The organism is Snodgrassella sp. W8135, from assembly GCF_016101225.1.
Lineage (GTDB): Bacteria > Pseudomonadota > Gammaproteobacteria > Burkholderiales > Neisseriaceae > Snodgrassella > Snodgrassella alvi.
On the sequence record NZ_JACFQX010000001.1, the window covers coordinates 204,723 to 216,739 of the forward strand.

Below are 12,017 nucleotides of genomic sequence, written 5' to 3' on the forward strand. Positions count from 1 at the left end.
AAATATCAGTTACAATTATCCGGCATAAACAACGAACAGACATGGTCTTTTTTTCAGCGGTGGCAATGCCGGCATTTTTCGCCATGCTGCAATATTCTGACTAATAATAGTTTGGGTCGGCATAGTTAAATCTGCGGCAATACACAAACGGGTTTCAGAATGTAAAGTCGCTATGGCATCAGCCAGTAAAGCATCATTACGGTAAGGCGTTTCAATAAAAAGCTGAGTTTCATTTTCCTGTCGTGAGCGCTTTTCCAGAGTATGCAAACATTCAATACGTGCGTTTTTTTCAGCAGGCAGATAACCCTTGAAAGCAAAACACTGTCCGTTGGCGCCAGAAGCCATCAGAGCCAGCATGATACTGGACGGTCCCACGAGCGGCATGACAGTAAACCCGGCCTGATGTGCCAGTGCCACCAGTTGGGCTCCCGGGTCTGCAACAGCCGGACAGCCGGCTTCGCTGAGTAATCCCATACTGCGACCGGCCTGCAAAGGTTGTAATAACTTAGCAATATCCCGCTCAGGAGTATGTTCATTCAAAGTGCACAGATTCAGCTCACGAATCGGTGTTTGCACACCGAAGGCTTTTAAATGAGCCCGTGCTGTTTTTTCTGCTTCAACAACGAAGTCAGTCAGGTTAACAATGCATTTTTGTTCATGCGCAAGCAGACACGGTGTATCCGCATTTCCCAGCGGTGTCGGGATCAGATAGAGTACAGGACTGCTCATAAAATATTCATTCCTTCTGCCAGCAGAAAATCCACCAGACGAAAAACCGGTAAACCAATCAGTGCATTCGGATCGGTGCTTTCGATGCGTTTAATTAGTAAAGCGCCTAATCCTTCACTTTTTGCCGCGCCGGCACAATGTACAGCATCCGGTTCACGACTCAGATAATGCTTAATCTGCGCCTCAGTCAGTGAACGCATCATGACGCGTGTTTCATCAATATGCTGATGCAGGCGGTTTTCAGCAGCGTTCAGTACCGTAAGTGCACTGTAAAATATCACTTGCTGACCACTCAAATAGTGTAACATCTGTTGTGCTTTTGTTACGGTTAGTGGTTTGCCCAGTTGCTGCTCGCGACATAGCGCAACCTGATCGCAACCGATAATCAGAGCATCCGGATAAAGACTGGCTAGAGAGTATGCTTTGCCGCTGGCCAAACGCAACGCTGTTTGTGGTGCGGTTTCAGCAGAAAGTGGCGTTTCATCAAAATCAGGTTTAACCGCGTCAAAAGGGATGTTTAACTGCTGAAGTTGTTGCTGGCGAAAACGGGAGCTGGAAGCCAGAATCAACTTTTTCTCTCTTGGCATAAGTGCGAACTCATTGACATTATAAAGTTTAAATTATATCATCCGCCGTTTATGTTAGACCCTATTTTGATTGATACGGCCACGTTCACACGTGAACAGCAGCAACGCAGCGGTCAATTGCAGCTTCAGGCGCTTGACCGGCGGGTTTGGTCGCATGAACTTTTAGCGCAACGCGAAGGCATTATCCAGTATCAGGTTTGCGGTGGTATTGACCGCTGGCAGCGTCCTTTTCTCGACATCAGTGTGGAAGGTCAGCTGGAACTGGTGTGTCAGCGCTGTTTACAGGCAGTTTCCTGGGCGCTGAATGACCAGTCGCATGTGGTGCTGTTTACCAGCGAACAGTTGCTGGACGAGGCCATGGCCGCTGATGAAACACTTGAAGGCGCGGTATGGAGTGCAGAATATAATCTTGCTGCACTGCTGGAAGACCAGATTTTAATGGCTATTCCGGTTGCACCGCGACATGAAGACTGTGATCACACTCTGGCAACCCAAACCAATCAAGACTCAGGTAATCCTTTTGCCAGACTGGCAGGACTGAAAAGCGGCCACTAACGAATTAACTTACATTACCCAGGAGCTTTAACATGGCAGTTCAACAAAACAAAAAATCACCTTCAAAACGTGGTATGCACCGTTCACACGATGGTCTGACCGCTGTACAGGTTTCTACTGATACCACTACCGGTGAAGTACATTTGCGTCACCACATCTCTCCAAACGGTATGTACCGCGGACGTAAGGTAGTCAAAGCCAAAGGTGAATAATTTACACCTTTGATTATTCAATACGTATGAAAGCCAGACATTGCATCTGCAATCACTGGCTTTTTTGTATCCAATATTAGCAGGGTAATTATCCTGCTAAAATAAACTGCTTCCACTTTCCCGGCAGCCTCAATGGCCTGCTTTACACTGACTCGGGTTTCCCATGAAAAAAATCTGGTATAACTACGAAGACATACATCGTGCCATTAAACAGCTGGCAGAAAAAATTCAGAAATCAGAGCATTCATTTGATGCAATGATCGCTATCGGTGGTGGTGGATTTATTCCGGCACGTATATTGCGTAGTTTTTTGAATATTCCTGTATATACCGTTACTTTGTCTTATTATGACGTTAACGACTGCCCGACTGACCAGCCGCAGAAAATACAGTGGACCAATGGTTTTGACGAAAAATTAAAAAACAAAAAACTACTGATTGTTGATGAAGTGGATGACAGCCGGGCTACGCTCGAATACTGTATTCGCGAATTACAGCATGAAGGATTCCAGCATCTTGGGGTAGCAGTACTGCATGAAAAGCGCAAGCCCAAAAAGGGGGTATTGCCGGCAGATTTACCTTTTTATAGTGCTATACAGGTTGATGACTGGTGGATTAACTATCCTTGGGATGCGCTTGATATTGATGAGCACTATGAGCATGTTGCAGCCCAAGCTACATCAGAGGCATGATCTATGACCCTGAAAACCATTGCTGTAGATGCCATGGGCGGCGATTTCGGTCTGGATATAACCATTCCGGGGGCGCTGACATTTTTACAGCAGCAAACTGACGCTGCACTGATTCTGGTTGGTGATGAAGCCAAAATCAGAAATGCATTAAATAAAGCTAATGCTTCCATGGAGCGGATTACCATTTGTCCGGCCAGTGAAGTGGTAGGCATGGATGAAGAACCGACTTCTGCGCTCAAGAATAAAAAAGATTCTTCGATGCGTGTGGCCATCAACCAGATTAAAGAAGGTCTGGCACAGGCAGCTGTATCGGCCGGCAATACCGGAGCACTGATGGCAACTGCCCGCTTTGTATTGAAAACCATTGATGGTGTTGATCGTCCGGCAATTGCTAAATTCCTGCCCGGCCGCAATAATCATATGACACTTGTGCTGGATCTGGGTGCCAACGTCGATTGCAGCAGCACCCAGCTTTTGCAGTTTGCTATTGTTGGTAGCCAGCAGGTAGCGGCACTGTTTCCTGAAAATACGCAACCAAGAGTAGGCTTACTCAATGTCGGTACTGAAGACATCAAGGGTAATGCAGCTGCTAAAGAAACTCATCAGCTTTTACGACGCAGTGATCTGAATTTTGTCGGTAATGTTGAAGGTAATTCTATTTTTACAGCTGAAGTTGATGTGCTGGTAGTTGATGGTTTTACCGGTAATGCAATGCTCAAAAGTATCGAAGGAGCGGTGAAATTTGCCGGTTCAGTTGTTAAAGAAGAGTTTACCCGCAGCTGGTTTAATAAACTGGCCGCATTAATTGCATTACCAACATTAAAGGGGTTTAAGCGGCGTCTTGATCCGCGGCGTTTTAATGGTGCTATTTTTCTGGGATTACGTGGTGTCGTAATTAAAAGCCATGGCGGTACGGATGCTACAGGTTTCTGTTTTGCCCTGCAGGAAGCTTATAAAGCCATTAAAGCAGATTCAATTACAAAAATTCAGGCCGGTGTTGCACGTCAGCTGGCTGTTATGGAAGAATAAATCACTTTGTTGCAAAGGCAGACAAGTCAAATGACTTTGTTTAAAATATGCCCTTTGCCATAAATTAAAGACTATGCCATGCTGAATGCCCATATTCTGGGTACAGGCAGTTACCTGCCTGCACGCCGCCTGACTAATGATGACCTGAGCAAATTTGTTGATACCTCGGATGAGTGGATTGCAACGCGTACCGGTATCAAAGCGCGTCATATTGCCGCAGAAAATGAACAGACCAGTGATATGGCTGTTTCTGCAGCGCAGATTGCGCTGGCCGATGCAGGCATTGAAGCAAATGAAATTGATCTCATTATTGTGGCTACCTCAACTGCGGATATGACATTTCCTGCTACTGCCTGTATTGTGCAGAATAAGTTGGGTATTTCCGGCTGTCCGGCATTTGATGTTCAGGCAGTCTGTGCTGGATTCATGTATGCAATGGCTACTGCCAATGCTTATATTAAAAGTGGCATGGCCAGTAAGGCACTGGTTATCGGCGCGGAAACATTCAGTCGTCTGCTTGACTGGAATGACCGGCGTACCTGTGTGTTGTTTGGGGACGGTGCCGGTGCAGTTATTCTGGGTGCTTCCGAACAGGAAGGCGGTATCATCCATACCAAATTACAGGCTGATGGTAATTACAGTCATATTCTGCAAACACCGGGAAAAATTGCAGCAGGAAAAATTGAAGGTTCACCCTATCTGTATATGGACGGGCAGGCTGTCTATAAGTTTGCAGTAAAAGCACTGGCCAATATTGCAAAAGAAGTCATTGATCAATCCGGTTTACAGCCGTCTGATATAGACTGGATTATTCCGCATCAGGCTAATCTGCGCATTATCGAATCTACTGCACGCCATCTCGGTGTATCAATGGATAAAGTTATTGTTACCCTTGCTGAGCAGGGCAATACTTCTGCTGCCTCTATTCCGCTGGCACTGGATGAAGGAATTAAATCCGGTCGGATTAAGCGCGGCCAGACCTTGTTGCTTGAAGGTATCGGAGGTGGCTTTGCCTGGGGTGCGGTTACCTTAAAATATTAATATTGTTCCTATCAGGATCGGATTATGCTATCTCAATCTGCGTTAGCCAATATGTATCCGGTTGTTATGTCGCCCAGTCATGACGGGCGGTATTTTGGTAATTATGTACAGTCATTGCTGGCTTTAGTTGCTGCGCATACCAGTGCAGGTTTTCCAATACAGGTATTTATGCATCAGGGTGAAAGTCTGATTACCCGTGCACGGAATAACTGTGTTGCAGAATTTCTGTCGCATCCGGAATGGACGCACTTATGCTGGATTGATACTGATATCGGTTTTTCACCGGAAGCTTTTCAGCGTCTGCTGCTGGCAGATCGCGATATTGTTGCAGGTGTTTATCCGCTTAAGCGTGAGTCATGGCCGGACGAAGGTATTCCTGAGCATATGACCCAGCAGCAGTTTAATGCCACTTATACTCGCTATACCATCAATATCAGTAAGGCAGATACTAATCATGAGGTGCATGTACAGGTAGATGATGAAGGCTTTATTGAGCTGCCAGAGGCGCCGACCGGATTTATGGTTATCAAGCGGGAAGTATTTATCCGTCTGATGGAAGCTTATCCTGAGTTGCAATATCAGCCTGATTCTATCGGTGTTACTGATAGGGGATATCACTATCGCTTTTACGATTGTCTTGTTGATCCGGTGACGAAGCGTTATTTATCTGAAGATTTTAGTTTTTGCCGCTTATGGAATCAGTTAGGCGGTAAGATTTATGTTGATGCACGCTCTAACCTGACCCATATGGGTAACAAAATCTATCAGGGGCCTTTTGCCCAGTCACTGGAAGCTAATCTTGCTTACGCAATAGGTGCCCCGGCAGGTGCCAAAATGTTTCTGCACCACGAACAGCCATTACAGACCAATCAGCCTCCGGCACAATAAATGTCCGGACATTAGTTTTATTCAATTCAAGGAAGATCATGAGTATTGCTTTTTTCTTTCCCGGACAGGGGTCACAAAGTCTCAATATGATGTCCGGCTTTAATGATATGCCAGTTGTTAAAGAAATATTTGAACAGGCATCAGAAGCACTTAATCAGGATTTATGGACATTGATGAACGGGGAAGACAGCACAGCCCTGAACGAAACCGTTAATACTCAGCCCCTGATGCTGACTGCCGGTATTGCTACATGGCGTGTATATCAGCAATTGCATGGTCAGTTACCTGTGATGCTGGCCGGGCACAGTTTAGGAGAATACACTGCGCTGGTCGCTGCCGGCAGCCTAGCATTTCATGATGCTGTGAAACTGGTTCGTCTGCGTGCACAATTAATGCAGGAAGCTGTACCAGCCGGAGAGGGTGCCATGGCCGCAATACTGGGACTGGATGATGATATCGTGCGTCAGGTATGTTTACAGGCACAAAATGAATTATCCGGTACAGTGGCCGAAGCCGTAAATTATAACTCACCCGGTCAGGTAGTGATTGCCGGAACTGCTGTTGCCATTAATCGTGCCTGTGAGCTGGCTAAAGCGGCCGGTGCCAAGCGTGCACTGCCGTTACCAGTATCCGTGCCTTCACACTGCTGTCTGATGAAACCAGCTGCAACCAAACTGGCAGCGGCCATGGAGCAGATCAATATTTCAAAGCCACAAATTCCGGTATTGCATAATGTTGATGTTGCGGTGCATTCAGAACCAGAAACAATTAAACAGGCTCTGGTACAGCAGTTATATTCACCTGTGCGCTGGACTGAAACAGTAAGCAAACTGGTAGCTGACGGAATAACAGAATTTGCTGAATGCGGTCCGGGTAAAGTGCTGGCCGGACTGGCTAAACGGATTGATAAGAGCGCCAGTTGCGTTGCATTAACCAGTGTGCAAAGCATAGAAAGTTTTATTGCTGCACATGTTGATAGCTAAGGAATAAGTTATGAATCAGGATTTAACAGGTAAAATTGCGCTGGTAACTGGTGCTACCCGTGGAATTGGCGCCGCTATTGCCCGTTTTCTGGCAGAAAAAGGTGCTAAAGTAATTGGTACAGCCACTTCTGCTGCAGGTGTGACTAGCATCAATGAAGCACTGGCTGATTTTGGCGGAGAAGGGCGGGAATTACGTATCGCTGAAGAAAACAGTATTGAAAATCTGATTGCCGACATTGAAAGTAATATCGGTAATATTGCCATACTGATTAATAATGCCGGTATTACCCGTGATAATTTGCTGATGCGCATGAAAGAATCAGAATGGGATGAAATCATGCAAATTAATCTGAAATCTGCTTTCCGTGCCAGCAAAGCAGTCACTCGCAGTATGATGAAAGCACGCTGGGGTCGGATTATCAATGTAACTTCTGTAGTTGGTTTTATCGGTAATGCCGGTCAGGCTAATTATGCTGCTGCCAAGGCCGGATTAGTCGGATTCAGTAAATCAATGGCGCGAGAAGTGGGCTCGCGCGGGATTACCGTAAATTGTGTAGCTCCTGGTTTTATCGAAACCGATATGACAAAAGTTTTACCGCAAGAGCAGCGTGATTTTTTTGCTGGGCAAACGGCATTGAATCATTTTGGAACTGTAGAAGATGTGGCCGCCGCAGTTTTGTTTCTGGCCAGTGAAGAAGCTCGTTACATTACCGGACAGACGCTGCATGTGAACGGCGGAATGCTGATGCCCTGATATCAGTTAAAGTATTTACAAAGCCATTTTTATCATCTGATAAAAATGGCTTTGTTTTGTATCGGGGATAAATACTATTAAATTGAAAAATCTTCTTCGTAAGAAGAATACAGGGCAGATTCAATCCGCGACCGTGTTAACCCAGGAGCGAATAAGGCCAGAAACTCATAGCCAAAACCACGCAGATAAACATCTTGTCTGAGTATTATCTGGATAAAGGAAGGTTCAAACAGATGTTCTGCACTAATCTGTTGTAAACCTTCATCTTGTTTACTGTCAAAAGCCATGGTGGCCAGCAATCCGATACCCAGTCCCTGAGCAACATAAGTTTTAATGACATCCGTATCGGCTGAAGCCAGTTTAACTCTGGGTAACTGATAGCCTTCCTGAGTAAAAGCACGGGCGATTTTAGATTGTTCAGCGAAAGCAATATCATAAGTGATGAGCGGATAAGCTGTTATGTCTTCGAGCCGTAATGGCCGCTTTAAATCAAGCAAAGGATGATTATCAGGAACTACGATACTGCGATTCCAGGCTTTACAGCTCAATTTGCGTAATTCAGGATGCTCACTTTCCATTTCCATACCAATGGCAAAATCTACTTCTCCCTCCAGTACCATATGACTAATGGCTTTAGGGCTGGCTGTATGGATGCTCAGCTGTACCTGCGGATAACATTCAACAAACGCTGAGATAATTTTTGGCAGAGCATATCGGGCCAATGTATGTGTGGTGGCAATGGTCAGGGATCCAATATTCTGGTCGGCAAATTCTGTACCAATACTTTTAATATTCTGTACTTCACGTAAAATCCGCTCGGCAGTTTCCAGAACAATTTTGCCCGGAGCTGTCACTGCAACCATGCGTTTTCCATGACGAATAAATAACCGTACGCCCAGTTCTTCTTCCAGCATGCGTATTTGCTTGGAAATACCAGGCTGAGAAGTAAACAGTACTTCCGCTGCTTCTGAAACATTCAGATTCTGACGATAAACTTCAACTGCATAACGTAACTGTTGCAGCTTCATATTATTTCAGCCCCTTTTAGGTTTGGAGTTTTTAACTGTCGCTCAAATACAACAAAAAAGCTTCTTTATCTGCATCATAACTCAATTTACCCATTCTGACATGGAACACTTTCACTCTAAGCTTAACATTTTTACACGTTAATCCACCTGTAGCAGACCCTTAAGAAAATAGAAGCTTGCTTGTTGTTTTCATGCAACTTAATTAGGGTAAACGCGTGAATTTAGTTGTAAATAAGTGACACAAAGCTATTTTTTAGGCATGATGCACAGTTAGGAAGCGGGTCGTCTAGCAGCTTCGCCTTGGTAGTTTGCATATTGACAGTTTATGCTGCGGTTTTTTATAGTATAGACTTGATTTACCAAGCTACCCGCCCGGTTTGAGCGGCCTGTAAATGGTATTTGTGTATTGATCAGACGAATTTCAGGCTGAATCAGCACATAACAAATTTTTTGATGAGGGAATAACATGACCAAACAGCTAAAATTGAGCGCATTGATCGTTGCTATGGCTGCTTCAACTGCCGCTTTTGCCAATGGTGTTGTACCGGGTGCCGACTGGACCGGTGAACCTGCTGGTGCTTACAATGGCTATACTACCAGTTCTGCTCCTGAAAAAGGAACTGGCGAAATTATCGTCACCCGCGAAAATGGTGCCGATGGTACACCTGAATGTGTGAAAAACCGTTTCAACAACGATCAAGAACCAACTCTGGGTAACAATTGTGGTCACCCAATTGCACAGGCTGCTCCAGAAGCACCTAAATTTGTTGATGAAACAGTATCTTTGTCTGCTAACTTCCTGTTTGGCTTTGATAAATTTACCCTGCGTCCTGAAGCGATCGATACTCTGGATCAGTTGGCTACCCGTCTGGCAGACAGCAGCGTACAGGTTGTACGTGTTGAAGGTCATACCGACTTTAAAGGTTCAGATGCTTATAATCAGACTTTGTCTGATCGTCGTGCTAATACTGTTGCTCAGTATCTGGTTTCTAAAGGTGTTCCTGCTGGGAAAATTTCAGCAGTCGGCTTGGGTAAATCTGAAGCCCGCATGACTGAAACTTGTCAGCGTGAAGTTGCTAAATTAGGCAAGAAAGTTTCAGCTGCTAAGAAACGTACTGCTTTAATCGAATGTATTGCACCTGATCGCCGTGTAGATGTGAAAATCCGCACTCAGGTAGCTAAAAAAGTTAGATAATTTTTCTAATTTTATATTGATGAAAAACCCTGCTTAAAGCAGGGTTTTTTTATGCCAATAAAAATTTTAAGGAAATCAGAATACCTGTAATATCCTTTGTATAGAAAATTGATAGTTATATTTGACAATAATAGGTTGGATGATCTGGTATCAATTTAAAATCATCAGAATTGTATTACTTTAAAATATTTTCAGATAAGTGAATAATTATTAATAAAGTGTTAATATGCATGTTGGTAAAAATAAAATATGATTGATATGAATTATTTGTTCATTATTTCTATTAGTAACGGTTTTTCGAATATGTAAATAGTATATAAATAAAAATGGCATATTCATATATAACTAAGTAAACATTAAATCTATTTAATGATAAGTATTCAGTAAAATATAAAATCATTTCATCTATGAAATTTTTTAAATTCCTGTTTTTAATTTTATGCTGTAATTTACTTTTTGCCTGTACCGCACAGTTTCAGCGAGTCCCTAATGTTTCGGGTGAAAAAAAACATGTATCAGTAAAATTTCAGCGACAAAATACTGCGCCACAGACAGGAGTAGTATTGGTTCAGCCGATGGATTTACAAAGCGGTGATATTTTATTTTCTGCCGACTCCAGTCTCAACTCCCGTGTTTTGCGCTTGTTTGGTAATACTTCGGTTAGCCATGCATTTCTGTATTTAGGAGATGGAGAAATAGCAGAAGCCGTGGGTGGTGGTGTGCATATTATGTCTCTGGCTGAAAGCGTTGATGAAAGTCCGTTACTGGCCGTTTATCGCCATCCGCAGCTAAATGATTTACAGGCTGAAAAAATCCGTGAATTTGCCAGAGCAGAGGCTGGCGGGAAATATAATTATATGGGGATTATCAAGCAGACACCTTATACAGTTACCCGTAAAGTGTGTGAATTGCCAGTTATTCCGCGAGCTTTTCGCCATTTGTGCCTGAATACCATGGCTGTAGTACTACAGGTAACGCCTTTTTCTTCAGACCGTTACTTTTGTTCGCAACTGGTTGTCGCTGCCTATAATTATGCAGGATTGCCTTTAACCAAAACGCCGGCTGAATGGGTTGCTCCCGGGGATTTATTGCATATGCGTGCCGGTGATATCCCTTCAGTTGTACCAGTATATCCATTACAGTATATTGGTCATTTACGTTGTAAAACCTCTTTATGGCAGCGCAATTGTTCCCTGGCAGATATCTGATATTGATAAACTTCAGATATCTGCCTAATGTATCAAACAGCAGGATATGATTAAATTATTGATTAAATAAATTAGGTAAATTAAAACATGTTTGAATTAATTTATTAATAATAAATATGTATTTTTTGCTTTCAATAGATTAAATTTATTATAAAAATTAATAGTATTCGTTTTGAAATGAGTTATATCTGAATCCTGAGTAGTTGTGTTGAGAGAATCAAATACAGAATTGAAAAGGAATAATTTCAGCCAAATCTCCGGGCGCATATAAAAAGTGTAGTACACGTCTGCCATTAGTCTGAATAGCTTTTGACGAAGAATGCACAATAAGTGGTCGCATGATAACAGCTCCTCCTTTAGACAGGGTGCATTCTTGCTCGCCTTTTTGGTCTCGAAGCTGTGGTAGCGTTGATTCATTGATTCTTCCATACTGATGAGTACCGGCAACTACTTTAAGCGGACCATGCTCGTGCTGGCAATCATCTATGTGTAGCCTCACAGCTACCAGTTGCTGCATATATTGTGCCGGTGGTTGTACAAATAACATATTTTGTTTATGTGACCAGCCGGTAAACTGAGTATCAGAAAACTGATGTCTGACTGCTATGCTTAAATCCTGATGTAAAGGTACCAGCCAGTTTTTATCGGCTGATTTTTTGAATAATGTGCATTGGATTGCCACCGGGTTTATTGGGAGCAAGGAAGTAAGCTGAGTATTATTTTTCAAATTGTTAGCAAGTATCTGACACCATGGTTGTGTCAGAAGCTCACGACTGCCGGCAGTAGTTAAATTAATCTGTTCTAATTGTTGTTCTATATCTGTTAGTTGCTGAGGAGTAATTAAATCATTAATAACAGCATAACCATTCTGTTCAAAACAATCATATATCTTCATTATATTTTCCGTTTGTATCTGTTTATCTGAATTAATATTAATATCTTCTAATTTTATTAGGATTAGGTAGATCCTATTTATAGGATAATATATTGATATTTTCCATTATTTATTTAAAATGATTTATTTGTAATATTTATCTATACTATAGTTTTTCAAGGTAAGCAGAATATATACTCCTTACATTAGTCAATTTTTTTCTTAATAAAATTAAATTGATTA

General features: G+C 42.9%; 14 protein-coding genes. 10 read left to right on the forward strand and 4 right to left on the reverse strand.

What is annotated here, in order from left to right:
• Positions 1 to 15: 15 nt before the first annotated feature.
• Positions 16 to 729, reverse strand: coding sequence for an SAM-dependent methyltransferase (locus tag H3T75_RS00890; protein ID WP_078475365.1), 714 nt, complete (start codon positions 727 to 729; stop codon positions 16 to 18).
• Positions 726 to 1,316: a nucleoside triphosphate pyrophosphatase gene (locus H3T75_RS00895; RefSeq protein WP_084551750.1), complete on the reverse strand. Its 591-nt coding sequence runs from the start codon at positions 1,314 to 1,316 to the stop codon at positions 726 to 728. The genes H3T75_RS00890 and H3T75_RS00895 overlap by 4 nt, the downstream gene beginning before the upstream one ends.
• 51 nt (positions 1,317 to 1,367) lie before the next feature.
• Between H3T75_RS00895 and H3T75_RS00900 the strand changes: the two genes are divergently transcribed.
• The 8 genes from H3T75_RS00900 (at position 1,368) to fabG (ending at position 7,469) form a co-directional block, all read left to right on the forward strand.
• On the forward strand, positions 1,368 to 1,871 hold the full coding sequence (locus H3T75_RS00900; protein ID WP_025331344.1) for a DUF177 domain-containing protein: 504 nt from the start codon (positions 1,368 to 1,370) through the stop codon (positions 1,869 to 1,871).
• Between the two features lie 32 nt (positions 1,872 to 1,903).
• Positions 1,904 to 2,083 carry a 50S ribosomal protein L32 gene (rpmF, locus tag H3T75_RS00905; protein ID WP_025331343.1) on the forward strand — a complete coding sequence of 60 codons (180 nt, stop codon included), beginning with the start codon at positions 1,904 to 1,906 and terminating at the stop codon, positions 2,081 to 2,083.
• A 163-nt stretch (positions 2,084 to 2,246) separates the two neighbouring features.
• A complete protein-coding gene (locus H3T75_RS00910; protein WP_025331342.1) occupies positions 2,247 to 2,774 on the forward strand; it encodes a phosphoribosyltransferase in 528 nt (175 codons plus the stop codon).
• Between the two features lie 9 nt (positions 2,775 to 2,783).
• Positions 2,784 to 3,803 carry a phosphate acyltransferase PlsX gene (gene plsX, locus H3T75_RS00915; RefSeq protein WP_078475421.1) on the forward strand — a complete coding sequence of 340 codons (1,020 nt, stop codon included), beginning with the start codon at positions 2,784 to 2,786 and terminating at the stop codon, positions 3,801 to 3,803.
• Positions 3,804 to 3,881: 78 nt separating this feature from the next.
• Entirely contained in the window at positions 3,882 to 4,844 is a 963-nt protein-coding gene (locus H3T75_RS00920) for a beta-ketoacyl-ACP synthase III (protein WP_078475364.1), read from the forward strand.
• A gap of 24 nt (positions 4,845 to 4,868) precedes the next feature.
• The gene (locus tag H3T75_RS00925) at positions 4,869 to 5,732 is read left to right on the forward strand and encodes a hypothetical protein (protein WP_198210772.1); all 864 of its coding nucleotides are present in this window, start codon (positions 4,869 to 4,871) and stop codon (positions 5,730 to 5,732) included.
• Between the two features lie 38 nt (positions 5,733 to 5,770).
• Complete coding sequence (gene fabD, locus H3T75_RS00930) at positions 5,771 to 6,715, forward strand: ACP S-malonyltransferase (RefSeq protein ID WP_198210773.1); 945 nt, start codon at positions 5,771 to 5,773, stop codon at positions 6,713 to 6,715.
• A 10-nt stretch (positions 6,716 to 6,725) separates the two neighbouring features.
• Complete coding sequence (fabG, locus tag H3T75_RS00935; protein ID WP_084553727.1) at positions 6,726 to 7,469, forward strand: 3-oxoacyl-ACP reductase FabG; 744 nt, start codon at positions 6,726 to 6,728, stop codon at positions 7,467 to 7,469.
• 77 nt (positions 7,470 to 7,546) lie between these two features.
• Here the strand turns inward: fabG and H3T75_RS00940 are convergent, their stop codons facing one another.
• On the reverse strand, positions 7,547 to 8,497 hold the full coding sequence (locus H3T75_RS00940; protein WP_025331337.1) for a CysB family HTH-type transcriptional regulator: 951 nt from the start codon (positions 8,495 to 8,497) through the stop codon (positions 7,547 to 7,549).
• 466 nt (positions 8,498 to 8,963) lie between these two features.
• Here H3T75_RS00940 and H3T75_RS00945 point away from each other — a divergent pair, with 466 nt between their 5' ends.
• Both H3T75_RS00945 and H3T75_RS00950 read left to right on the forward strand, forming a co-directional pair.
• Positions 8,964 to 9,692, forward strand: a complete 729-nt coding sequence (locus tag H3T75_RS00945) for an OmpA family protein (protein ID WP_025331335.1) — start codon at positions 8,964 to 8,966, stop codon at positions 9,690 to 9,692.
• A 407-nt stretch (positions 9,693 to 10,099) separates the two neighbouring features.
• Positions 10,100 to 10,900 (forward strand): hypothetical protein, encoded by an 801-nt coding sequence (locus H3T75_RS00950; RefSeq protein WP_198210774.1) that lies wholly within the window; start codon positions 10,100 to 10,102, stop codon positions 10,898 to 10,900.
• 217 nt (positions 10,901 to 11,117) lie between these two features.
• On the opposite strand, the gene H3T75_RS00955 is transcribed toward H3T75_RS00950, so the two are convergent.
• A complete protein-coding gene (locus H3T75_RS00955; RefSeq protein WP_110414563.1) occupies positions 11,118 to 11,795 on the reverse strand; it encodes a phytanoyl-CoA dioxygenase family protein in 678 nt (225 codons plus the stop codon).
• Positions 11,796 to 12,017 lie beyond the last annotated feature (222 nt).